Below are 22,543 nucleotides of genomic sequence, written 5' to 3' on the forward strand. Positions count from 1 at the left end.
CTAACGGTTAATCGTTCTGCATAAGTAGATCGCGATTCTTCTCAAGCGTACCCCTCAGCCGTAAAATAGCCTTGGAGTGAAGCTGCGAAATCCGTGAAGGAGATAATGACATGACCTCTGCGATTTCGCTCAATGATAAATCTTCATAATATAAAAGGGACACAACGGTCCGTTCTTTCACCGTTAATTTCTCAATTCCTTTGGTGAGGGCTTCTCGTAAGTAAAACTCATTCACCTTACTATCCGGATTCTTAGCTTTATCGTCCACCAGTATGGACATTCGGGTCTCTGATTCCTCTTCACGAATCGGGTCTTCCAGTGAACATAGTGACATTACAGCCACATCCTGCAACATATTTTGAAATTCTGTTACACTAATATCCAGGTATAGACTCATTTCCTCATCACTAACGGATCTTAGGTACTTCTGTTCCAACTGCTGATAAGCGTCCTCGATTTTTTTAGCTTTTTCCCGCACAGATCTAGGTACCCAGTCACTCTGGCGTAATGAATCTAAAATCGCACCACGTACACGCCAGGAAGCATAGGTCTGAAATTGCAATCCTCGTTTGTAGTCGAATTTTTCAATTGCATCAATTAATCCCATTACTCCATTGCTAGCTAGATCATCTTTAGATACATTTTTGGGTAACCCTACAGCCAAACGGCTGGATACATAATCAACAATATGGAGATAACTCTCTATCAGCTTCTTTTTGGCTTCAGGGTCACCGTGTTCTTTCCACTGTTCCCATAGCTCGTCAGTTTCCAATTGAGAAGCTTTACGCTCGTTCAATAGCTTTCACCCTTCCCAAAGTTTAGTCAGAGAGCTTGTCGCGGCGAAACCTGCCTTGTCACAAGCATAAACGCCTTCGGCGTCCTTATCAGGACGGTAGCGTTTAAGCGAGAAATATAAGGATAATGTATAACGTGAACCTTATACATTCTTATATTTTAAGATAACCGATTCCGCCACAGCGCTCGCTTATTCTTCTTTCAGGTGACGAACGGCCTTGGCCAATTCTTCAGGATCTTTCATAGAGACTAGTTTTGGAGGTGTAAGAGGCTTGAACCCCTCGCTGTTCCCACTACCTTGTCCTGGCTTCGGTTTGAGTAGGTTAATTAACTCTTCATCCTCATTGGGGGTACTGATGTCTAGCTTCGCACCAAGTTCTTCTCCATCAACATCCTGTTCATCCGGAGGTGATGATTGATACATAATAAAACCCAATACCCATCTTAGTAGAAAAGCAAGCACAAACCAGATGATAAATCCTAATAGGCTTCGTAATAAACTAGTACCTAGCACATTATTACTGTAGGTTACAAAAAATGTGAATACAAAACCTATCAAACCAAACAGCAAGTTTATAAAAATGTTTCCTATCATCTTCATATTTATATTTCCTTAGTGCCTTTTTGCACACTGCGGATGAACAATACACCAGTGTTGCAGGCAATTTCTATCGTACGGCCATAATTGCCGCCCGTGTCTTCCGCAATTAACGGAATTTTCAAATGCTCAAGAGCAAGTTTACAAGATTCAACATTACGAGGCCCGATCCTCATGGTGTCGCTCCCCCCGGCAAAGGCAAACATTTGTGATCCTCCTGCCATCTTGGCTACGATCCGACTCCGAACCGCACCAAGCTCCAGCAAACGGGATAAGAGCTCCGGCACTGCAGTATCTGCAAATTTAGCGATGTTTAATTGTCCTTCCCTAGCAATCTCAGAAGTAGGGAGCATTACATGCGCCATTCCTGCGAGTTTTTTTCCAGGGTCAAACAATGTCAATCCCACGCAGGAGCCAAGACCCGTTGTACGAATCAAACTATCCTGGCTTCCAACGTTAAGATCTGCCATCCCTACTTTAATGATGCTTTGTTCTTCAATCATTTTCAAACGGAACTCCTAGCGATTTGAAGATTTTCGGGAATGATTCCGGATCGGGAATAAGGAAAAATTGCCCTTCAATTTCGTTTTTCCCCTCAAAGAAGGTAGTATCGATCAACAATGCATCGTCACCCATTTGCCCAAATTGCAGCAAACCGTAGCTTAGGATGGCTCCAGCCATATCCATGGCAAGTGCAGGTACTGTTGGATACATAGAAAGTGAGGTGAAGTCTGCAAGAGAAGATAGGTACGACCCGGCTAAAATATTACCAATTTCACTCAGCGCGGAAAGCTCCATTTCTCCAAGTTCTTGGTCACTAAAAATCTCGATACCTGCAATACGACTAAGTAAGTTCAAAGCAGCTTCCGGTGAAAGAATGAAAAACAGGTTACCCGGAGCTTCACCCTCTACACGTAAGAAAACCGCATATACTAATTCTTCAGCTCCACCAACTTTGTCCGTAATCTCTTCAAAGTTGAGAAGCTGTACCTTGGGAACAGCCATATCGATTGGCTTATTCAAGAGCTGTGATAATGCGGTGGCTGCATTTCCAGCTCCAATATTCCCGACTTCCTTAAGCACATCCATTTTAAAATCCTTATAGTGCTTAAATAATTCCACAGGTTAGCCCTCTAGGCTTTCTAATTGAACGATTTCACCTTTGTTAAGCACTTCTGACAAATTGAGCATGATCAGCAAGCGCTCTTCACCTATCTTGGCCACCCCATCTAAATATTTCGCTTTGATGCCGCCAACAACATCTGGAGGTGTATCGATAGAATCTCTGTTCAAATCTATTACATCATTTGCTGAATCTACAATGAAACCTACTTCCATTTCATTAACAGATACGATAATTACACGAGTCTGATCCGTGTGCTCCGCCTCTTCGATCCCAAAGCGGCCCCGAAGGTCAATCACAGGAATTACAACACCACGTAAATTAATTACACCTTTGATAAAAGAATACGTTTTAGGTACGCGGGTAATTGGCATCATGCGCTCAATTGTTTGTACCTTCTCCACTTCGATACCGTATTCCTCTGAGCCTAATTTGAACACTATCACTTTAATATCTTCAGCCATGGAATGAACCTCCCTGTTCTATCCTAGTTATTTAATAAAAGCGTTCGGATCGATAATAAGTGCTACTTGACCATCTCCAAGTATCGTTGCGCCAGATATCCCTGGTGTTTCAGGTAAATATTTACCCAGATTCTTGATGACGATCTCGTTCTGACCAATAAAATCCTGTACAGCTAAGGCCACAAGACGTTCTCCCTTACGCACAACTACGATCTCAGTCTCTTCTTCAGTACTCTCATCATAATCAGGTACCGAAAATAGGCGACTAAGAGAAACTAGTGGAATATGAGAATTCCGGAATTCTAACATTTTGTTGCCATGAATCGTACGAATTTGAGTGTTCTTCACGATTCCAGTTTCCACAATAGAGGATAATGGAATGGCATACTTCTCAGAGCCCAATCGAATAAGCATGGCCGCAATAATAGATAGAGTAAGTGGCAACTGAACTGAGAAATTCGTACCTTTGCCTGGTGAAGAATAGATCGTTACATTACCACCCAGAGAAGAGATCTTAGCTTTTACAACATCCAGTCCTACACCACGACCTGAGACATCAGAAATAACTTCTGCCGTGCTGAAACCTGGTGCAAATAGTAATTGATAAGCTTCCTCATCCGTCATATTCGCTGCTTGCTCTTGCGTGATCACGCCTTTTTTCACAGCAGACTTTAGAACCTTATCTGGATAAATGCCTGTTCCATCTTCTTCGATTTCAATGAAGACATGATTTCCACTGTGGAAAGCTCGTAGATGGACTGTTCCAGTCTCTGGTTTACCAGCGGCAATCCGGTCAGCAATGGATTCAATACCGTGATCAACCGCATTACGCAATAAATGCACTAGCGGATCACCAATTTCATCAATTACCGTCCGGTCAAGCTCCGTTTCAGCACCTGTTACGATTAGATCTACTTTCTTGTCCAGCGACTTAGCTAGATCACGAACCATACGTGGGAACCGATTAAATACGGTATCTACTGGAACCATTCGAAGCTTCATCACAATATTCTGGAGATCTCCGCTTACTCTGCCCATATGCTCGACGGTTTCCGTAAGATCACCATTCTGAACCTCTGATGCCAGCTGCTCCAAACGAACTCGGTCAATCAGAAGTTCACTAAATAGATTCATGAGCACGTCTAAACGTTCAATATCTACGCGAATCGTACGTGAAGGTGCCCCTCCTGCTTTGGCTGCTCCTGGCTTATTGCCTTCATCTTTGGTTGGCAATGGTTTAGCCGATGCTACTGGAGCAGGAGCTGTTTCCACTTCAGTCGCTGTTGCAGCAACCTCTGACACGGCAGCTGCCGATTCTTGACCAAGCATTTTCAAGGATTCTTGATCTAGTGCTACTGCTGTTACTTTATCAATTTCAGACAAATTCATAATCATGGCCTGAATCTGATCAGCGGTTTTTTGGGTTATGTAATAGAGTGAGAAGCTTTGGTCAAATTTCTCTTGTTCTATATCTTGAACGGAAGGGAAGGATTTAACCACTTCACCCGAACGTTCGAGTAGATCAAACACCATGTATGCACGTACAGCTTTAAGTTGACAATCCTTACGGATCGTTACGTCCACATACAATGCATGGTGCCCTTCCTGAATCGATTGTTCTAGAACTGAAAATTGGAACTCGTCCAAATGAATCGGAGTTTCAGCCGCTTGTGCAGCAGGTGAAGCTCCAACAGATGCTGCGCCGCCTTCAACAGGAATCTCACCCCGAACAATAGCCTGTAAGGATGAGACAATGGCTGATACATCTGCTTTACCTTCGCCACCTCTAGTAATATCCTCAACCATAGACTCTAAGGCATCCAAACTTTTGAATAACGTATCAAAAATGAAATCCTGCATGCGCAGCTTGTTATTACGTACAAGATCCAACACATTTTCCATTTGATGTGTAAGTGAAGCTAAATCTTCAAAGCCCATTGTCGCTGCCATACCTTTTAAGGTGTGCGCAGAGCGGAATATGACTTGTACGATACTAAGATCCTCAGGATTCGCTTCCAGCCCCATCATGCTCTCGTTCAATGACTGCAGATGATCATTCGACTCATCAATAAACATGGATAAATATTGGTTCATGTCCATAGTAGAGCACCTCCCCTTCGAGTTCGCTTGTCCGTTATTTAACGGCTTGCACTAGCCTTGGAGCAATTTCTTGCAAAGGCAGTACATATTTGACGCACTGCAATTCCACCGCGGATCGCGGCATCCCATAAACGACACAGGTCTCTTCACTTTCAGCAAAAGTTGAGGTAACCCCTGAGTCATAGAGAGATTTCATCATCCTCGCACCATCACTCCCCATCCCTGTCATCAGCAACACGTGCCTATCTAGCGATGTGAGTGGAAGTAAGGATTCGAATAAAACATCCACTGAAGGCCGATGGCCATTTCGTGCCTCCTCCTTCGTGAGTACAACTGCATATTGCCCTTTAGATGATGGGGTAACTTGTAAATGATAGCCTCCAGGCGCAATGTAAGCAGCTCCTTTTCGTAATATCATCCCCTGCTCTGCTTCTAACACTTCTAGCGGACTGAATGTATTCAGTCGCTGGGCCAGTGATTTCGTGAAGTTCGGCGGCATATGCTGCACTATAACTATAGGAGCCGGGAAATCCGCTGGGATTTTCTCCAAGAGCACCTTAAGTGCACGGGGGCCGCCTGTAGAACAACCGACAGCAACTAATTTTTGCAAATTCTTGCTACCAACCATTCGATCCCTAGAAAGTCCCGGAGGATCAGAGGATACCTCCACTTTAGTTTCTAGCACCGGTTTGGGTGGAATTGGTTTACTCTCTACTTTTGACTTTGGTTTGCTCTTTTCGGATACCGGTGTTTTAGTAGAGATGATTGGTTTAGTTGTTTTTTTAGGGATTGTACTATCTATTGGCTGTTTTCCCCGAGGTTTTCTTATTCCTTCATCTTTGAGAGAAGATTTAAACGCAGCCTTAGGTTTGTCTGGTATCAACCTCGCTGCAGTCGGCAGTAATGGCTCTAAAGGCGTAATGTCAGGCAGCTTAAATGCAGATGCTCGCGCTTCACGCTGCTCTCGAGCCAACATAGCTTCTTTCATTTGCTCTCTTAGGGATTCCCCTACCCCCGTTATATCCTGAGAGTTAGTTATTGAAGGTTTACGAATGAAATCAAAAGCGCCCCATTCCAGTGCAAGAATGGTTTCCTTCATGCCTTCTTCATTGATGCCTGACAGCATAATCACTGGCAGCGGATCTGACGCCATTATTATTTTCAGCGCTTCCAGGCCGTTCATCTCCGGCATTTCCACATCCATAGTAACTAAATCCGGTCGAAGCTTGTTTATTTTCTCGATAGCCTCACGACCATTTGTAGCTGTTGCCGTCACCTGAAAGTCAGCGTCATTTTCAATTAAATCGGAAATGATCTTGCGCATAAATGCAGAATCATCAACAACCAAAACTTTATATGGCTTCATATCATTTCCACCTCTGTTCCAGATTCAGAACAATTATTTACTTCGCTTTAACCATTTATGGATAAAGCCTTTAATGCCTTGAACTTTTGTATCTTTTTTACCATCTATGGTCAAATAACTTAGGGCTAGCCGATGTATATCTTTTGCAGCAGCACTGTTTGGAAAAGCCAATGAGAATGGCGTTTGCCTTTTGACAGCCTGTACCACATGGGCATCTGAGCTTATATGACCAAGATAGGAAACATCTAATTGTAAAAAACGACTGGCGGCCATACGAATCTTATCACTTGTCACTGAAGCTTCTCTCTCATCACCCGCTTGATTCACGATCAATTTAAAAGAAATCTCCGGATGCGTTCGATTCACAACCTTCATTAAAGCATAGGCGTCCGTTATAGCAGTTGGCTCTGGCGTTGTAACTACTAAGCAATCGTCCGCAGAGGTTATAAATTTCATCGTTTCCTTAGATAAGCCAGCACCTGTATCGAACAAAATATAATCCATGCTGTCCGCAATAAGGGCGATCTGAGCTGTGAAATAATTAAGATCGGATTCTGAAAGAGAGAACAACTCATCCATGCCTGACCCACCAGCTATAAAAGGGAGCGCGTTCGGCCCTAACTGAATAATCTGCGCAATATCCGCTTCTCTTTTTAACAGATGATATAGGTTATACTTCGCCGACACACCCATCAACACGTCTATGTTAGCCATGCCAATATCTGCATCGAACAGCAATACTCGCTTTCCCATTGCTTTTAAAGTTAAAGCGAAATTAAGTGTAAAATTCGATTTCCCTACGCCGCCTTTCCCACTACACACGGTAATGATACGAGCGGATGTTTCCCCTTTTGCAGCTAGTTTTGAATCCTGACTGGATACAAGCTGTCTTAAGGATTGTGCCTGATCCATCATGATTCACCTGTTCCAAGAAGCATCTCGCTAAGTTGTTCTTTAGAAGCCATCAATAAATCGTCGGGAACATTTTGACCATTGGTCATATAAGATAATGTGAGAGGGAAATCATTCAGGACGTTAAAGAGTGGTCCATAACTTCCCGTCTCATCTAGCTTGGTAAAAATAACTTTATCCAGCTTGTACCTGCCGAAATGCTCAGCAATCAATTTCATATCACGGCTTTTCGAGGTCAAACTGAGCACAAGATAGGTCTCACTTCTTAATTCTTTTGCAAGCAAGCTTTGTAGTTCTGCTACAAGCATATCATTACGATAATTCCGCCCAGCTGTATCCATAATTACAAGATCACAACTCTCTAATCGAAAAAGTGCTCTTTGTAAATCGCCTGGTGATTGAACGACCTCTAGCGGAACATTTAGGATAGATGCATATGTACGCAACTGCTCCACAGCTGAAATTCGATACGTATCGGAGGTGATAAAACCAACCTTGCGACCGTATTTAAAAAGCTGTTCAGCCGCAAGCTTGGCTATTGTAGTGGTTTTCCCAACTCCTGTGGGCCCTGCAATATATACAATTTGAGTATCCTGTGCAATTCCATCAGCGATTCGACCTGCCAGGAACCCATCGAGTTGTTCTTTCAAGGACTCCTGAAATTTCTCTGGTCCCCAAGTACGCCCTTCATCCGCCCAGCGTTCTGAGATATTATTAATCCACTCTTCAACAAGTACAGTATCCATCTCCTGCTCAATCAAAAGATCTCTAAGCTGCTGAAGACTGTCCGGTAACTCTCTGGACCCCGAAGAATGTCTAGCGATTCGCTCCATCCAAAGCTTCATATCTCTTATCTCACGAAGAACATCATTCTCAGTGGCTGAAGCAGCTGCGGGTGCCTGTTCTAGACCAAGCGACTCATAAAGTGCTGTTACAGATGTCACTTCATCCGAACTTGTTTCAATCGCTTTTAGATGATCCTTACTAGCATTCTTAGTTTCTTCCAAGGGCTCTGGATGCTTTATAGTCGATTCCTTTACATCAATTGCTTCGGATAAGGCTGCAGCGATTTCCGCAAAGGACCTGGGCTCTTCAGCCTTTTCAAGTGTGACGGTGGATGTAGATGTTGCAGATGAAGCTTTTTGATAAGCTTGCGGGACAGCGCTGCGCGGAATGTTCATCGCAGGCTTCGAAGGCTTTTCAGGAGCATCCCCCTTTTGACCTTTTTCAACAGCCGCCACAACCTCTATTTTTTTCTTTTTAAACAATCCTAAAAATCCGCCAATTTTGATTTCTTTTGTACTTAAAATGACGGCCTCGCTTCCAAGCTCACTGCGAATGGAATGCATGGCGTCAGGCATCGTATCGACCACATAACGCTTCACTCTCATAAATTCACCACTCCGACGCTTTGTATTTCAATGTTAGGCTCTAATTCGCTATAAGACAGTACAGGAATATCCTGCATGGTCCGTTCAATCACCTGCCGCAAATACATACGAATGGTTGGTGACGTGAGTACAATGGGCTGTTGTCCTGACTGCAGCAGTCGATTGATCTGTTCACTTAATCGTTGATAGATCGTTTGAGTCGATACTGGATCCAGTGCTAGATAACTGCCCTGTTCTGATTGTTGCACACTCTCAGAAATTTTCTTCTCCAGATTAGGTCCCACCGTAATAACTTTCAGAGTCTCTCCTACTTGCGAGAATTGCTGAGTAATCTGTCTGGACAAGGACTGACGAACGTATTCGGTAAGAATATCAGGATCCTTGGTGTACGTCCCATAATCCGCCAGTGTCTCAAAGATAGTAACCAAATCCCTGATCGATATTTTCTCACGCAGCAACTTAGCAAGTACCTTTTGCACATCCCCAATTGCCAATACAGAAGGAATAAGATCGTCGACAAGCACTGGATAATTATCTCTAAGGTTATCCACCAACATCTTAGTTTCTTGTCGTCCTAACAATTCATGGCCATGCCGCTTAATGAGTTCTGTCAAATGTGTTGCAACAACTGACGGTGGATCAACTACGGTATAACCAGACAATTCAGCCCGCTCTTTAACCGATTCGTCAATCCATAACGCAGGAAGTCCAAAGGATGGTTCAATGGTCTCAATACCGTTAATAGATTCATCATCATAACCAGGACTCATGGCCAGGTAGTGATTAAGTAATAATTCACCGCCGCCGACAGTATTTCCTTTAATTTTTATGACATATTCATTCGGTTTTAGTTGAATATTGTCGCGAATGCGAATAACAGGCACTACAAGACCCATTTCAAGGGCACATTGCCGTCGAATCATGATGATACGATCTAGCAAATCTCCACCCTGACCTGTATCCGCCAAAGGTATAAGCCCGTAGCCGAACTCGAATTCAATAGGATCTACAGAGAGTAAATTGATTACACTTTCTGGACTTCGTACCTCTTCAATCTGTTTCTCTTCAACAAGCTGCTCTTCTGCGATCTGTTTTCGATTTAAATTTTGTCCCATACTATAGGCTGCAAAAGCCAGCAGACCAGCTAGCGGGAGCGTAGTAATCATATGTATAGGTGTGAAGAGACCTAGAAAAGCAACAGTAACTGCAACAATGTATAACAATTTTGGATAGGACAGTAATTGACCTGTTAATTCTTCTGCCAGATTACCTTCCGATGATGCTCTAGTAACGATAAGACCCGCTGCAGTCGAAATGAGCAAAGCAGGAATTTGGCTGACTAGACCGTCTCCGATCGTCAATACCGAATAAGTGGATAACGCAGTAGCAAAATCCATTCCGTGCACAACCATCCCGATAATAAATCCGCCAATAAGATTGATCAAAAGGATAATGATACTCGCAATCGCGTCTCCTTTAACGAATTTACTCGCACCATCCATAGCTCCGAAAAAATCCGCTTCCCGCTCAACATTGCGGCGCCGCTCACGTGCTTGCGTTTCGTTAATCATGCCTGCATTAAGATCGGCATCAATACTCATCTGCTTGCCAGGCATCGCATCCAAGGTAAATCTCGCTCCTACCTCAGCTACACGCTCTGACCCTTTGGTAATAACAATAAACTGCACCACGACCAAAATCAGAAACACGATAAACCCAACGGCAATTTGTCCACCTGCGATCCAGCTACCGAAAGTGGCAACTACTGAACCAGCTTCTCCGTAAGTCAAGATCAGTTTTGTTGTTGAAATGTTAAGTGCCAGACGAAACAATGTCGTAATCAGCAACAATGAAGGGAAAATCGAAAATTCGAGTGCATTCTTCGTATTCATAGCAACTAATATGATAATTAATGCTATAGAGATATTTATGACTAACAAAACGTCCAAAAGCCAGGACGGGATAGGCAGAATCATCATAAGCACGATACCGATGATGCCTAACAAAACTGATAAATCTTTAGCTTTCAATGTCCTAACCCCCCGCCTTATTTCCTCTTACCTTTAAGCTTATATACATATGCCAGCACTTCAGCCACAGCCTGAAACAGATCATTTGGAACGACATCACCAATTTCTGCTCTTTGGAATAAGGCCCGTGCCAGCGGTTTGTTTTCCATAGTCACGACGCCATGTTCTTTAGCCAGCTCCCGTATACGAAGTGCTACATAATCCTGCCCTTTTGCAATAATCTGCGGCGCTTCCATTTTGGAACCATCGTATTTTAGCGCAACAGCAAAGTGAGTTGGATTTGTAATAATTACATCCGCGTTAGGAACTTCCTGCATCATACGCTGCATGGCCATTCTACGTTGGCGTTCCCTGATCTTACCTTTAATTAGAGGGTCACCCTCCATTTTTTTGTATTCGTCCTTGATATCCTGCTTAGACATTTTCAGACTTTTTTCGTGCTCATACTTTTGATACATAAAGTCTAGAAAAGCCATTATTAGCAAGGCAATTCCGATTTTCAACCCAAGACTCATCGTCAGCTTGGCCGCAAACTTAAAAATCCCCTCCGCACTGATATGCGACAGGGATGCAAAGTTCTTCTTTTCTCCCCATAATGTGCTATATACCAGATAAGAAATAATTAGAAGCTTGAATATTGATTTCAGGAATTCTACAAACGAACGCATGGAGAAAATATTTTTGAATCCTTTTATCGGATTAATCTTACTGAACTTAGGAGTAATCCCCTCTCCTGTAGCCATAAAGCCCACCTGCGCCAAGTTGGATACAAGTGCCATAACAAAAGTAATTCCAAGTAATGGAGCTAGTAAAATCAAGATCTGTAATCCATACTGATTAAATAGCAGCGTTATATTCTCAGGCGTAACGTCCAGCATCATTCGATTCTGAAATACATCCATGTATAGTTTCATGAAGCGTTCTTTCATAAAGCCACCAAACATCATCAAGCTGACTACCGCAGCCAGCAACACAACTGCACCAGAAAGCTCAGCACTTTTGGCTACTTGACCCTTTTTACGAGCATCCTGCCGTTTCTTCGGGGTTGCTTTTTCCGTCTTTTCACCGGCGAAGAGTTGAAGATCTAGTCTATAACGCTTCGTCTTAGGCATAATACTCTCCCCTTACGGTCACCTACGGCTTCTTCCCCATGAGACCCAGTAAATTCTCCATGGATTCGAACATGATTTCAAAGAGATTCTGAAACAGCACAGCCAGACCTGGCATCAGCACTAGAAGAAGTGCAATACCTATAATGATTTTTAGTGGAACCCCTATAACGAATACATTATATTGCGGAGCCGTTCTCGCCAAAAAAGCAAGACCAACATCGGTCAAAAACAGGGCAGTTACTAATGGAGCCGACATTTGAAAAGCTAATACAAACGACTGCGCAAATGTTCGGACCAGAAACTCTGACAAGCTACCATCAACCATGCGTAGAAATAAATCATTATTCATAGGAATCCATTTATAGCTGTACACAATGGCATCAAGCAAATGGTGATGTCCATTCATACTCAGAAACATTAGCAGGGCTATCATATATTTGAAATTACCGAGAATAGGTGCTGACGTTCCAGTCATAGGATCAATGACGTTGGCAATACCGAAGCCAATCTGAATATCAATGAAAGAACCTGCTGTCTGAATTGCCATAAACATCAAATATCCAATGAAACCTAGTAATAAACCTATTAATACCTCTCTCATAATCAACAATATATAACTAAAATCCTGCGGAATCATAATCCCTGTTCCATTAGCACTAAAGACTACCAATGCTACAAAAAAAGAAATGCCTATCTTAAAAGTTGTCGGTACCCCTTGAGAAGAAAATACAGGAACGACAACAAAAAAGGCTGTAATTCGACAAAAAATAAGCAAAAAGACGGGTAAACTTTGCAATAGGGTATCCATGTTCATTGCTTAACCAATATACATATAAAGATTTCCTAAAATTTGGCTAGTAAAGTCAATTAGCTTCGTGATGATCCACGGACCAAATAGCAATAAAGCCAGCAGTACTGCGACGATTTTTGGAACAAACGCTAGCGTCTGTTCCTGAATCTGTGTCGTAGCTTGGAAAATACTGATTATTAGCCCTACCACCAGACCAAGAATCAGCATGGGAGCGCTGACTTCCAGCACTAAATATACGGCTTGGCTTGCTAGACCGATTATAAACTCCGTACTCAATCCTCATGCCTCCTCTTAAGGTCAGGTGTTAAAACTAAGAAGTAGTGATTTAATGACTAAGTACCAGCCGTCTACCAGTACAAAGAGCATTATTTTAAAAGGTAATGAAATCATGACTGGGGGAAGCATCATCATCCCCATGGCCATCAGCGTACTCGCCACAACAATATCAATAATCAGAAATGGAATGAAAATTAAAAAACCCATTGTAAAAGCTTTTTTCAATTCTCCAATTGCGAAAGCAGGCACCATCACCGTCAGTGGAATATCACTGTATGTAGCCGGTTTAGCCGATCCCGTATAACCGGTATATTTCATAAATAACAAAAGGTCTTTAGAATTGGTCTGTTTAAACATAAACTCTTTCATCGGATCAGCAGCTTTATCAAAAGCCTCAGTCTGTGTAATTGTCCCCTTCAAATACGGCTGTAATGCCGTTTCATTCACTTGCGCCAAAGTAGGCGACATAACGAACAGGGTCAAAAATAGAGCAAGCCCTACCAGCACCTGATTCGGAGGCATGGACTGAGTACCAAGTGAGGTTCTAACAAAACCGAGCACGATTACAATTCTAGTAAAACTGGTCATAAGAACTAGAAACGCCGGAGCAATACTCAGAACCGTAACGAGAAGAAGAATTGATATGGAACTGGTACCACCACTTGAACCATCATTACCGACCTGAATATTAACATTAGGTATAGGATCAGCATGTATCGGCCGCATCATAACTATACTAATGAACCCGAACAGCAGAATAGCAAGAATTAGCTTTTTTTTCATAAATTCCTCGACTCATCCTTAGTAGCATCATCCCGGAACAACTCTTCCATTTTCTCTTTACGCTCTGGTGCAGAACGAAGTTTGGATTGCAGTGTCTCGTAAAAAGATGATGTTTCACTAAGCTCGATTTCCTCTGATGGAACCTCCCCACGCAGCTTAACCTTAACCTTGGCAATAAGCGGTGCGAGAAAATTATTCTGGTTAGAGGATTGATCCTCAAATGCTGCAATGATCAAAGCCACCTCATCTGGATCAGTGACTTTATCCAAGATGGATATGTTCTCACCAATCCCGATTAAGTAAAGGCTGCTTCCCAGTTCAATAACCTGCATCGACTTGTTAGGTCCTAACCCTACAGCACCAAGCGTCCGAATGGAGCGCCCGCTCATAAAGGTCTGATTACGACGTCCAAGAAAACGGATCAGCAGCACAATAAGTACAATGATTACCGCAAGGACAATAATAACGTTAAGCAAATTCAGCAGGGTGTTATTGCTACCGAGCGGTTCTGAATTGACGGACATGTCTCTTTCCTACACACCCAACGTTTTGTTGATAGCTTCGATAACACGGTCTGCTTGGAAAGGCTTCACAATAAAGTCTTTCGCTCCCGCTTGAATAGCATCGATAACCATAGCCTGCTGGCCCATGGCTGAACACATGATAACCTTAGCAGCCGGATCTACTTTCTTGATTTCTTTCAGGGCGGCGATTCCGTCCATCTCAGGCATAGTTATATCCATCGTGATGAGGTCCGGACGCAGTTCTTTAAATTTCTCTATAGCTTGAGAACCGTCCTGAGCTTCGCCCACTACTTCAAATCCGTTTTTCGACAAAATGTCACGGATCATCATTCTCATAAATGCTGCATCGTCCACGATTAGAATTCGGTTAGCCATTTTTACAAAATCCTCCCTAAGTATGCTTATTGTAATTTCTGAATTCGGTCCCACTGGCTGACGATATCCGTAACGCGTACGCCGAAGTTTTCGTCGATAACTACGACTTCACCTTTGGCAATAAGCTTGTTGTTAACCAAAATATCTACAGGCTCACCGGCGAGCTTGTCCAGCTCAATGATCGAGCCTTGAGACATTTCTAAAATATCTTTAATCTGCTTCTGGGTCCTTCCTAATTCTACGGTTACTCTAAGCGGTATGTCCATCAATAAATTTAAATTATTTTCATCAATATGACCAAACGCTCCACCGTTAAGGTTAGCAAATTGTACAGGCTGTACATTTACATTACGATTCGCTTCAGGACTAAGCGGTGGTGTCTGTCCATAAGGCATGCCTTGAGGCGGCATTCCGTAGGGTGGCATCCCTGGCATGCCATACGCCGGCATTCCTGCTGGAGGATAATAATATCCGCCTTCTGGCATCCCTGGATAACCAGGCATCCCCTGTGGTGGGTATGGCGGAGGTGTTTCTCCTGCGGGCTGTGAAGGCGTCTGTTGCACTGGAGGAGCTGCAGGAGGCGTCTCTTGAGCTGGCTTAGCAGGAGTCTCTGTCGACGTAACTGCGGCCTCCTGCGCTGCAGGGCTTACATCACCCAGCAGCATTGTTACCATATCCTTAGCGAACTGGACAGGCAAGAGCTGCATAATAGTAGAGTCTATTAAATCTCCTATCTTAAGTCGGAACGAAATACGAATTAAGGTTTCATCATTTGGTAAGCTGCCTACGCCTTCACCGCTGGACATATTCAGAATGTCGATACCCGGAGGCGAAATATTAACAAATCGATTGAATATAGTAGACATTGATGTGGCAGAAGAACCCATCATTTGGTTCATAGCTTCCTGCACAGCACTAATGTGAATTTCATTCAATTCTTCATCCTTAGGTTCGCCTTCCCCACCAAGCATTAAATCTGCGATGACCTGTGCATCCCTAATCTTAATAACAAGTGAATTAATACCTTGGAATCCATCAACATATTCCACGTGTACAGCTACATGTGGTTTAGGAAAAGCGACTTCAAACTCCCCGCGTGTAATTATTGAAACTTGAGGGGTTGTAATATCGACCTTTTTCCCCAGTAAGGTGGAAAGAGCTGTCGCTGCACTACCGAACGTTATATTACCGATCTCACCCAAAGCATCCTGTTCAAACGGTGTTAAATAGTCATTTACCGTTTTCTCTGAAGGCGCTAATGAGCCTTCCGCAGATTGTCTCAGAAGGGCGTCGATTTCTTCTTGGGATAAATAATCTTTACTCGTCAAATTCTTCAACTCCTTCACTGACAATCTCGTCTATTTGCACGGCTACCCGGTCTTTCACCATTCCAGGACTTCCGATGAACTTAAGTTTCTCCCCTACCTTAATCGAGAGTCCGGAATCTACATTCCTGTTAAGAGAGATCACGTCACCGACGCTAAGCCCAAGAAACTCAGATATAGATAAGCGCGATTCTCCAAGTTCAGCAACAATCGGTAGTTTCGCTTTATGAACTCTTGCTTTAATAGCTTCAAGTTCATCTGCATCCCGTGTCTTCTTCTCTGTTACAAACCATTGGTGAACAGATAGTCTAGACATTATTGGTTCCAGGACGACGTGCGGTATGCAAAGATTGATCATACCTGTTGTATCTCCAATTTTGGTGCTTAACGAGATTAATGCAATGGTCTCATTGGGCGATACAATTTGCATGAACTGCGGATTCGTTTCGAGCGCTTCCATGCGCGGATGGATATCCAGCACGGTCTTCCAAGCTTCCTGCAAGCTCTCAAAACATCTGCTGAAGATACGCTCCATGATCGTTGTTTCGATCTCAGTTAAGGCATTAATTTTAGAAGGTGCTGTCCCAAAGCCTCCCAGCAATCTGTCCAGCATAGCGAAAGCGATGTTTGGATGAACTTCCATTACCATTCGACCTTCTAAAGGTTCAGCTTCAAAAATGTTCAGTATTGTCATTTTTGGAATGGAACGTATAAATTCATCATAAGGGAGCTGCTCTACTTGAACGACATTAATCTGCACGAAGGTGCGTAATTGGGCTGAAAAGTACGTTGTAAGATAGCGGGCGAAATTGTCATGTATCCTTGTAAGACTACGGATATGATCTTTAGAAAAGCGAACGGCCCGTTTAAAGTCATAAGATCGGATCTTCTTCTGAGTTTCTTCCTTTTTAAGTTCATCGGCATCCATCTCACCTGAAGAAAGTGCAGCAAGTAGAGCATCTATTTCGTTTTGTGATAGTACATCAACCAATTCAATCACCCCCCCATCAAAGAATTATCAGGCCTGAAGCTACATAGAAGCCAAAAGGTATTTGGTGACTTCGATCTGAGTGATTTTGCCTTCGGTCAATGTCTTATTGATCAGATTAACAAGTTTGCTGCTTAGCTGATCTTTGCCATTTGCTCCGTTAAGCTCCTCAGGTTTGGTATCTGCAAGCGTTTTGATAATTATCGGTTTGATTTTGATCTCTTTTATTTTTTCGAATGCTTCCTTTGATTTCGCAGAATTCAGTTGGAAGGCGAAATCTATTTGAACGATATAATCGGGATCAGCAAGATTTGTTTTGATATCTTTGATCTCTGCCGTTAATTCGACGATTTCATCTGCAGTTAAATGCTTGGTTTCCACACTTTGAACCGCAGCATTTACATCATTCGTATCTTTCGGAAAGATCTTGTCCATTAATAAAAATGCGGCTATCACGATAAGTGTAATCGCAAGTAAAATCGTAAGTAACCACGGCAGCATCTTCTTCATGTTAGCTCCTCCATTGACTGGACTTTAATGGTGGCAGCATATGTGCCTATGTCCCTGTTATAATCCCGGATCTTCGTAATAACTTCATCAGCTTTTTCAAGCACGATCAGTCTTTTTCCGGTTACTAGCGTAATATATGTATCCGGGCTTTCTTCTACCATTTCTACCAGTAGGGCATTGATCCACATCGGTGTTCCATTTAATCTCGTTACCGATATCATAACAGGCCTCCTAACAAAAATAGGGGGAGGGGTACCTCCCCCACGACTCCGCGTTAATCTTTAAAAAAGATATTAAATTATTGATAAAATTAACGCTTCAGGTTAACAACTTCCTGCAGCACTTCATCAGAAGTCGTAATGATACGGGAGTTCGCTTGGAATCCACGTTGCGATACGATCATTTCTGTAAATTCATTCGTAAGATCCACATTGGACATTTCAAGTTGACCACTTATGATCGACCCTGTACCATCTTCTGTATTATTCGCTGTAGTCGGAACAAGTTCGCCTTCTGCATTCGCATTAAGAGTCATACGGTACAGATTACCACCGATTTTCTCTAGACCAGAAGGATTAGTAACCTTGGCTACTCCGATCTGTACTCCTGCTTCAGTCGTTCCATCTGCCATGGTCTGAACTATCGTTCCATCATTGGAAATGGAGAATGCTGTTACATCACCACCTAGTTGAATCAGTCCACCTCCGGAATCTAGCACATGTAGTCCATCAGAAGTAACAAGATTACGCGCAGCATCTATGTGGAAATCTCCTGCACGAGTCAAGAAAGGTGTTTCTTGGTCTCCTGAAAGCTTCACCAGGAAAAAGCCATCTCCGTCAATACGCAAATCTGTCGGATTGTTAGTAGTTTGAGCACTTCCAGCTAAATGGAGTGTATCAATTGAAGCAATGCTTACACCCAGTCCGACTTGCTTAGCATTCACACCACCTGCGCCGTCGTCACTTTGAGCAGTTACACCAGAAACAGTTTGACTCATAATGTCCTTGAACATAACCCGTCCTGATTTAAAACCAATTGTATTGACATTGGCAATGTTATTACCGATTACATCAAGCTTAGTCTGAAAGCCTCTCATCCCCGAAACCCCTGAATACATAGATCTTAACATTTGTGTTGTCCTCCCAGATTATAGAGTCCTAATAACTTACTAAGTGAATGGGACCGCGTCAGTCGGTCAGCGGCCGCCTCGGCTTTCCGTTAGGACCAGCCGGTTATGAAATCACAATTGCACTATCAATTTGCGTAAACACGTTATCTTTAATCGAATTCCCATCCATAGCGGTTACAACCGTACGATTCGGGACACTTACGATAAATGCCAAGTCCTTCATTAATATCAAGGATTCTTTACTGCCTTTGGCAGCAGCTTTATCCACAGCAGAAGAAATCTGATCCAGTTGTCTGCTTCCAAGTTCAATTCCTCTTTGTTCAAGACGCTTAGCAGCATGATTGCTGAATTTTAGTAGCTTCTGTTGCAGTACGCTCTCAAAGGTGGCTTCTCCAGTCACAGTCTGCTTCGGTATCGAAGATCGCTGTAACGTTGAGGAATGTAGGGACGACGCAGGATACAGTTGGCCTATGGTCAGCCTGTCACTCATATTGTCGCCTCGCTTCCTCCGTTATTCTCCGGAGTATTACTATCTTCTGTACCAGAACCATTCTCTGTTGTTGCGGGATTCTGAATTTGTGTAATATCGGTTAAAGCAATTCTGTCTTTCCCCACAACCGCATATTGAATCCCCTTGCTGACAACGATTGATTCAACATTCCCTGTCTTAGGTAGATTTGTGGCGGTATCCGTCCATGTGATATCTTTACCAATCAAGCCGGATACTGAGCCAAGAGACTGATTCATTGATGTAAGCTGTGTAGAGATATTCATCAGCTGCTCAACAGATGTAAACTGTGCCATTTGAGCAATAAATTCTTTATCTTGCATCGGCTGCATCGGATCTTGATTCTGCAGCTGGGTGATCAAAATCTTCAAAAACTGATCCTTACCCAATACGGAATTCCCTGTTGTTTTAGTAGATTCAGGAGTTGTATAATTCCACTGGTCTTTGGTAGAAACAGGAGGAGTTGTTGTCGTCATAACCGTTCACCTCTCTTTCATTTGTGATAAGTTTAAGCTTTAGCAGAGAAGGAGTTCCCTTGATTCTCATCTTCTTGACCTGCGTTTGAAACCCAATCTTTCCATTCACCATTTAGCTCTGCGGCAAGAATGGCATCATTAGCTTCCTCACGTCTTTCTTTGGAGCGTCTTCCCTGCTGACCACTTCCAGAACCAGGTTGGCGTCCTTCTTGACCCCATTGTGAATTGAGGGGGGTATTATTTTGTGTGACTTCCAATTTTTCTACTTGGAGGCCTTGAGACTGCAATGCCGCTCGAAGCTGGTTCATCTGCTGTTCCAACATATCCTTAGCTCCGGAATGTTCAGTCATAAACTGTGCAACCAGATGGCCGTTTTGCATAGTAATCTTAACATCTACTTGTCCGAGATTTTCTGGAAAGAGTGATATCGTAGCCTCAGCTACTCCGCCTTTTTGCACAATCTCCAATTTACCTGTAATAAAACCGGTCATTTCCTGTGCAAACTGATGAACGGGTACAGGAGCTACTGGAACTTCAGCTTTCAACGGAGCAGTAATCCCTCCCCTAAGAGCTAGTTGACCAGCAGTTACAACCTCATGATCTCCTTCTATGATAGTAGTTCCTGATGTGGAATCTTGAGCTGATTCTGACTGTTTCGTTTCTCCAGTTGCACTAGCTTTAATCAACGGAGCGTTCGTAAGCTCTGCTTCTGAGTCTTGAACAGCCCCTGAGGTCAAAGGTGAAGTTAGGACTACCTCATTTTTACTTACAGCAGCTTCTCCAGCACGGTTATTACTTAGATTTTGAATAGTCTTGTCCGTCGTATTTCCGTTGCTTTCAGCCACAACAGGTTGTTGTACAGATACACCAGAACTATCATTTAAACTGGAGATCTTTCCCTTCCCCTTATTAGCGTTAGCGGAGGTCTGTTCAAGTATTGCCGTAAAATTATTTAACAGGCTTATCCCTTTACTAGCAGCTTCCTCGTTCCCACTGACTGCAGCTTCTTGAACCATAGTAACTAAACTTTGCAAATCATCTTGAACAGCAAATCGCAGCGTATCCGCATTCTGTGCTAACGGCGATAAGCTTCCTGCCGATTCGGCATCAGATGCAGCATCACCTTCAGTCGCTTGACCTCCTGATAGAAGAGCAGATACCTGAAGAAGCCAAGCTTGCAAAGCTACCAGCATAGCAGGATCGCTATTGATGCTTTCATCCAGATTTTCGACATCAGCAGTTAGCTTCTCGATGAGATCAGAATTCTGCGTGTCCTGTCCCCCTTGATCTTCACCAGTCGTCTGCACTTCTTTTAAAAGTCCTTGCAATAAAGATGCTAGATTTCCTAGTAACGGATCAGTAGGTACCGATGTGGGGTTAGCTGTGTTTCCACCCATAGTTTGCACTAATGTCTGAGCGAAAGGTACAGCAGCTGTTGTGCCAGTAGAAGTCGATGAGCTACCACTTGCAGCTGTTGTATTTGCGCTCACAAGCGATTGAACAACTAAACTCATATTATTTTCACCTCCTTTCAATATTTATTTAGCACCCATCAAACGATTAACAATCTTCGCAGTTTGTGCACTATCATTTTTAGTCATTTCTCCCAAAATCGAAGAACGAACACTATCACTTACGGTATTCATAATCGTTACTACTTTATCAGGGCTAATCTTGTACATTTCTCCTAGTAGAGAAGCTGCATTGGCAGGCGTCATTGAACTAAAGGTTTGGTTCAACTTTTCCTTATCCAGATTCGTACTAGTTTTAGTAGTTTGAGTAGTGCCTGCTTCTTTTTTCAATCTAGATTGAAGAGCAGCAATAGCCATATCACTCGAAGAAGTAGTTTCTTTCAACTTAATCGTGACATCTGCCGCTTTTTGAGGATCCATTTTTTCCAGAATCGCAGTTTTACTCGCTTTATTCATTACGCTGAATATCTGCACCATTTCTTCTGTAGTCAAATTCTCCATAATCGGTGCAGCTTTGGAAGCTTTCATGCCCGCGTACAGCTTCGCCAGATCAGAAACTTGCTTCTGATAAGGGTCTTCTGTTTCCTCCGTGCTTGCCTCAGCAGCTGCAGCAGCTTCCGTCTTCATTCCCTCAATTTGGGATTCCAGCGCCTGAACCTTGGTATCCTGAGCTGTTTTTTCGTCAGTTACCTTTTTCAAGTTCTCTTCCTGTTGAGCAAGCTGAGCTTTGAGCTCCTTAATCGTTGAGTTTGAGCTCACTTCCTGCTTTTTGCTTTCTTCCTTCGGTTTAGAAGGATCTGTTGGCGGATCAGGAACCCATTTTTCCAGAATCGGAATTTTATTCGCAACTTCAAGCACGTTATTACGAATGTCCATATTAAAAAGCGTCAACAGTACTCCAAGCAGTACTAGCGTGAAGATAATCGGTATCATTAGAAATAAGAACCGCTCAAATTTCCCCGCTGACCCTTCATTTTCAAGTTCCATGTCATTATCAATATTAGCCACTAGCGGAAACCTCCCGGGTTAGAGGGATTTCATCGCGAAGCGGACGGTTGCCATCTCATCCAGTTCGTTTTGTTCCCGTAAAATCATACTTTGCTGAAACTGAGTCTCAGCCTTATCCTTTGCCTTTAACCATACTTTTTCGTCTAATACCTTAGTACTTAACTGATCTTGCTTCTTCAGGACTTCCTGATGTGCACTTCTAATGTCCGTATGTTTACGGGCAATGCATTTATCCAGGTATTCTACATATTCTTGCATTTCACGAATCTTCGCCATAGGTGCCTTTTGTTCTGCGGCATTTTGTAGGGATAACATGATAGCGCTCCGCTGAAAGGTGAGTTCATCCAGGCTTCTTTCCTGAGCCTGCAATTCTCCAAGTGCGCTTGAGAGCATCCATTCTGCTTGTGTCTTCTCATTGCCCTTCAAGTCAACGACTTTTTGAAAAGTATAATGAAATCTCATGATAC

Annotated in this window: 26 protein-coding genes; all 26 read right to left on the bottom strand. The window is 43.0% G+C overall.

Annotated elements, in window-relative coordinates; translation table 11 throughout:
• Positions 1-7: 7 nt before the first annotated feature.
• The 26 genes from QNH28_RS18130 to fliJ all read right to left on the bottom strand — a co-directional run bounded on the left by QNH28_RS18130 (position 8) and on the right by fliJ (position 22,538).
• Positions 8-796, bottom strand: coding sequence for a FliA/WhiG family RNA polymerase sigma factor (locus tag QNH28_RS18130; RefSeq protein ID WP_283907922.1), 789 nt, complete (start codon positions 794-796; stop codon positions 8-10).
• Between the two features lie 189 nt (positions 797-985).
• On the bottom strand, positions 986-1,396 hold the full coding sequence (locus QNH28_RS18135) for a hypothetical protein (protein WP_349654996.1): 411 nt from the start codon (positions 1,394-1,396) through the stop codon (positions 986-988).
• Positions 1,397-1,398: 2 nt separating this feature from the next.
• Positions 1,399-1,896, bottom strand: a complete 498-nt coding sequence (locus tag QNH28_RS18140) for a chemotaxis protein CheD (protein WP_283907923.1) — start codon at positions 1,894-1,896, stop codon at positions 1,399-1,401.
• Positions 1,889-2,482 carry a chemotaxis protein CheC gene (locus QNH28_RS18145; RefSeq protein ID WP_481858397.1) on the bottom strand — a complete coding sequence of 198 codons (594 nt, stop codon included), beginning with the start codon at positions 2,480-2,482 and terminating at the stop codon, positions 1,889-1,891. Before QNH28_RS18145 ends, QNH28_RS18140 begins: the two co-directional genes overlap by 8 nt.
• A 36-nt stretch (positions 2,483-2,518) precedes the next feature.
• Positions 2,519-2,980 carry a chemotaxis protein CheW gene (locus tag QNH28_RS18150; protein ID WP_042128895.1) on the bottom strand — a complete coding sequence of 154 codons (462 nt, stop codon included), beginning with the start codon at positions 2,978-2,980 and terminating at the stop codon, positions 2,519-2,521.
• A 27-nt stretch (positions 2,981-3,007) separates the two neighbouring features.
• A complete protein-coding gene (locus QNH28_RS18155) occupies positions 3,008-5,080 on the bottom strand; it encodes a chemotaxis protein CheA (RefSeq protein ID WP_283907925.1) in 2,073 nt (690 codons plus the stop codon).
• A gap of 34 nt (positions 5,081-5,114) precedes the next feature.
• On the bottom strand, positions 5,115-6,446 hold the full coding sequence (locus QNH28_RS18160) for a protein-glutamate methylesterase/protein-glutamine glutaminase (RefSeq protein ID WP_283907926.1): 1,332 nt from the start codon (positions 6,444-6,446) through the stop codon (positions 5,115-5,117).
• A gap of 33 nt (positions 6,447-6,479) precedes the next feature.
• Positions 6,480-7,361: a MinD/ParA family protein gene (locus QNH28_RS18165; protein ID WP_283907927.1), complete on the bottom strand. Its 882-nt coding sequence runs from the start codon at positions 7,359-7,361 to the stop codon at positions 6,480-6,482.
• The gene (gene flhF / locus QNH28_RS18170) at positions 7,358-8,749 is read right to left on the bottom strand and encodes a flagellar biosynthesis GTPase FlhF (protein WP_283907928.1); all 1,392 of its coding nucleotides are present in this window, start codon (positions 8,747-8,749) and stop codon (positions 7,358-7,360) included. Before flhF ends, QNH28_RS18165 begins: the two co-directional genes overlap by 4 nt.
• Positions 8,746-10,779 (bottom strand): flagellar biosynthesis protein FlhA, encoded by a 2,034-nt coding sequence (gene flhA / locus QNH28_RS18175; protein ID WP_283907929.1) that lies wholly within the window; start codon positions 10,777-10,779, stop codon positions 8,746-8,748. The genes flhF and flhA overlap by 4 nt, the downstream gene beginning before the upstream one ends.
• 17 nt (positions 10,780-10,796) lie before the next feature.
• Positions 10,797-11,891, bottom strand: coding sequence for a flagellar biosynthesis protein FlhB (gene flhB, locus QNH28_RS18180; RefSeq protein ID WP_283907930.1), 1,095 nt, complete (start codon positions 11,889-11,891; stop codon positions 10,797-10,799).
• Between the two features lie 22 nt (positions 11,892-11,913).
• Positions 11,914-12,699: a flagellar biosynthetic protein FliR gene (fliR, locus tag QNH28_RS18185; protein ID WP_283912197.1), complete on the bottom strand. Its 786-nt coding sequence runs from the start codon at positions 12,697-12,699 to the stop codon at positions 11,914-11,916.
• 9 nt (positions 12,700-12,708) lie between these two features.
• Positions 12,709-12,978, bottom strand: coding sequence for a flagellar biosynthesis protein FliQ (gene fliQ, locus QNH28_RS18190; protein WP_036688516.1), 270 nt, complete (start codon positions 12,976-12,978; stop codon positions 12,709-12,711).
• A gap of 21 nt (positions 12,979-12,999) precedes the next feature.
• Positions 13,000-13,761, bottom strand: a complete 762-nt coding sequence (gene fliP, locus QNH28_RS18195) for a flagellar type III secretion system pore protein FliP (RefSeq protein ID WP_042128910.1) — start codon at positions 13,759-13,761, stop codon at positions 13,000-13,002.
• Positions 13,758-14,285, bottom strand: coding sequence for a flagellar biosynthetic protein FliO (locus tag QNH28_RS18200; RefSeq protein ID WP_283907931.1), 528 nt, complete (start codon positions 14,283-14,285; stop codon positions 13,758-13,760). Before QNH28_RS18200 ends, fliP begins: the two co-directional genes overlap by 4 nt.
• 9 nt (positions 14,286-14,294) lie before the next feature.
• A complete protein-coding gene (locus QNH28_RS18205; RefSeq protein ID WP_036688523.1) occupies positions 14,295-14,660 on the bottom strand; it encodes a response regulator in 366 nt (121 codons plus the stop codon).
• A 26-nt stretch (positions 14,661-14,686) separates the two neighbouring features.
• Positions 14,687-15,988 carry a flagellar motor switch phosphatase FliY gene (fliY, locus tag QNH28_RS18210; protein WP_283907932.1) on the bottom strand — a complete coding sequence of 434 codons (1,302 nt, stop codon included), beginning with the start codon at positions 15,986-15,988 and terminating at the stop codon, positions 14,687-14,689.
• On the bottom strand, positions 15,978-16,976 hold the full coding sequence (fliM, locus tag QNH28_RS18215; RefSeq protein WP_042128918.1) for a flagellar motor switch protein FliM: 999 nt from the start codon (positions 16,974-16,976) through the stop codon (positions 15,978-15,980). Before fliM ends, fliY begins: the two co-directional genes overlap by 11 nt.
• A gap of 39 nt (positions 16,977-17,015) precedes the next feature.
• A complete protein-coding gene (locus tag QNH28_RS18220) occupies positions 17,016-17,483 on the bottom strand; it encodes a flagellar basal body-associated FliL family protein (protein WP_042128920.1) in 468 nt (155 codons plus the stop codon).
• Positions 17,480-17,704 (bottom strand): flagellar FlbD family protein, encoded by a 225-nt coding sequence (locus tag QNH28_RS18225; protein WP_042128923.1) that lies wholly within the window; start codon positions 17,702-17,704, stop codon positions 17,480-17,482. Before QNH28_RS18225 ends, QNH28_RS18220 begins: the two co-directional genes overlap by 4 nt.
• Before the next feature lie 89 nt (positions 17,705-17,793).
• The gene (gene flgG, locus QNH28_RS18230; RefSeq protein ID WP_283907933.1) at positions 17,794-18,612 is read right to left on the bottom strand and encodes a flagellar basal body rod protein FlgG; all 819 of its coding nucleotides are present in this window, start codon (positions 18,610-18,612) and stop codon (positions 17,794-17,796) included.
• Between the two features lie 103 nt (positions 18,613-18,715).
• Positions 18,716-19,102 (bottom strand): TIGR02530 family flagellar biosynthesis protein, encoded by a 387-nt coding sequence (locus QNH28_RS18235; RefSeq protein WP_076119556.1) that lies wholly within the window; start codon positions 19,100-19,102, stop codon positions 18,716-18,718.
• Positions 19,099-19,596, bottom strand: a complete 498-nt coding sequence (locus QNH28_RS18240; RefSeq protein ID WP_283907934.1) for a flagellar hook capping FlgD N-terminal domain-containing protein — start codon at positions 19,594-19,596, stop codon at positions 19,099-19,101. Before QNH28_RS18240 ends, QNH28_RS18235 begins: the two co-directional genes overlap by 4 nt.
• A gap of 32 nt (positions 19,597-19,628) precedes the next feature.
• A complete protein-coding gene (locus QNH28_RS18245; RefSeq protein WP_283907935.1) occupies positions 19,629-21,110 on the bottom strand; it encodes a flagellar hook-length control protein FliK in 1,482 nt (493 codons plus the stop codon).
• 24 nt (positions 21,111-21,134) lie between these two features.
• The gene (locus QNH28_RS18250; RefSeq protein ID WP_283912198.1) at positions 21,135-22,055 is read right to left on the bottom strand and encodes a MotE family protein; all 921 of its coding nucleotides are present in this window, start codon (positions 22,053-22,055) and stop codon (positions 21,135-21,137) included.
• Between the two features lie 39 nt (positions 22,056-22,094).
• Positions 22,095-22,538: a flagellar export protein FliJ gene (gene fliJ, locus QNH28_RS18255; RefSeq protein WP_283907936.1), complete on the bottom strand. Its 444-nt coding sequence runs from the start codon at positions 22,536-22,538 to the stop codon at positions 22,095-22,097.
• Positions 22,539-22,543 lie beyond the last annotated feature (5 nt).

The organism is Paenibacillus sp. G2S3 (genome assembly GCF_030123105.1).
In the GTDB taxonomy this organism is placed as follows: Bacteria; Bacillota; Bacilli; order Paenibacillales; family Paenibacillaceae; genus Paenibacillus_AQ.

What these genes read in the sequence shown, in the direction of transcription:
- QNH28_RS18160 (WP_283907926.1), bottom strand. Translation starts at nt 6,446, where the DNA reads ATGAAGCCATATAAAGTTTTGGTTGTTGATGATTCTGCATTTATGCGC.
- QNH28_RS18135 (WP_349654996.1), bottom strand. Translation starts at nt 1,396, where the DNA reads ATGAAGATGATAGGAAACATTTTTATAAACTTGCTGTTTGGTTTGATA.
- QNH28_RS18145 (WP_481858397.1), bottom strand. Translation starts at nt 2,482, where the DNA reads ATGGATGTGCTTAAGGAAGTCGGGAATATTGGAGCTGGAAATGCAGCC.
- QNH28_RS18235 (WP_076119556.1), bottom strand. Translation starts at nt 19,102, where the DNA reads ATGAGTGACAGGCTGACCATAGGCCAACTGTATCCTGCGTCGTCCCTA.
- QNH28_RS18140 (WP_283907923.1), bottom strand. Translation starts at nt 1,896, where the DNA reads ATGATTGAAGAACAAAGCATCATTAAAGTAGGGATGGCAGATCTTAAC.
- fliJ (WP_283907936.1), bottom strand. Translation starts at nt 22,538, where the DNA reads ATGAGATTTCATTATACTTTTCAAAAAGTCGTTGACTTGAAGGGCAAT.
- fliP (WP_042128910.1), bottom strand. Translation starts at nt 13,761, where the DNA reads ATGAAAAAAAAGCTAATTCTTGCTATTCTGCTGTTCGGGTTCATTAGT.
- QNH28_RS18250 (WP_283912198.1), bottom strand. Translation starts at nt 22,055, where the DNA reads ATGGAACTTGAAAATGAAGGGTCAGCGGGGAAATTTGAGCGGTTCTTA.
- QNH28_RS18150 (WP_042128895.1), bottom strand. Translation starts at nt 2,980, where the DNA reads ATGGCTGAAGATATTAAAGTGATAGTGTTCAAATTAGGCTCAGAGGAA.
- QNH28_RS18165 (WP_283907927.1), bottom strand. Translation starts at nt 7,361, where the DNA reads ATGATGGATCAGGCACAATCCTTAAGACAGCTTGTATCCAGTCAGGAT.
- fliR (WP_283912197.1), bottom strand. Translation starts at nt 12,699, where the DNA reads ATGGATACCCTATTGCAAAGTTTACCCGTCTTTTTGCTTATTTTTTGT.
- QNH28_RS18225 (WP_042128923.1), bottom strand. Translation starts at nt 17,704, where the DNA reads ATGATATCGGTAACGAGATTAAATGGAACACCGATGTGGATCAATGCC.
- flhF (WP_283907928.1), bottom strand. Translation starts at nt 8,749, where the DNA reads ATGAGAGTGAAGCGTTATGTGGTCGATACGATGCCTGACGCCATGCAT.
- QNH28_RS18245 (WP_283907935.1), bottom strand. Translation starts at nt 21,110, where the DNA reads ATGAGTTTAGTTGTTCAATCGCTTGTGAGCGCAAATACAACAGCTGCA.
- QNH28_RS18200 (WP_283907931.1), bottom strand. Translation starts at nt 14,285, where the DNA reads ATGTCCGTCAATTCAGAACCGCTCGGTAGCAATAACACCCTGCTGAAT.
- flgG (WP_283907933.1), bottom strand. Translation starts at nt 18,612, where the DNA reads ATGTTAAGATCTATGTATTCAGGGGTTTCGGGGATGAGAGGCTTTCAG.
- QNH28_RS18155 (WP_283907925.1), bottom strand. Translation starts at nt 5,080, where the DNA reads ATGGACATGAACCAATATTTATCCATGTTTATTGATGAGTCGAATGAT.
- flhB (WP_283907930.1), bottom strand. Translation starts at nt 11,891, where the DNA reads ATGCCTAAGACGAAGCGTTATAGACTAGATCTTCAACTCTTCGCCGGT.
- QNH28_RS18240 (WP_283907934.1), bottom strand. Translation starts at nt 19,596, where the DNA reads ATGACGACAACAACTCCTCCTGTTTCTACCAAAGACCAGTGGAATTAT.
- QNH28_RS18205 (WP_036688523.1), bottom strand. Translation starts at nt 14,660, where the DNA reads ATGGCTAACCGAATTCTAATCGTGGACGATGCAGCATTTATGAGAATG.
- QNH28_RS18220 (WP_042128920.1), bottom strand. Translation starts at nt 17,483, where the DNA reads ATGAAGAAGATGCTGCCGTGGTTACTTACGATTTTACTTGCGATTACA.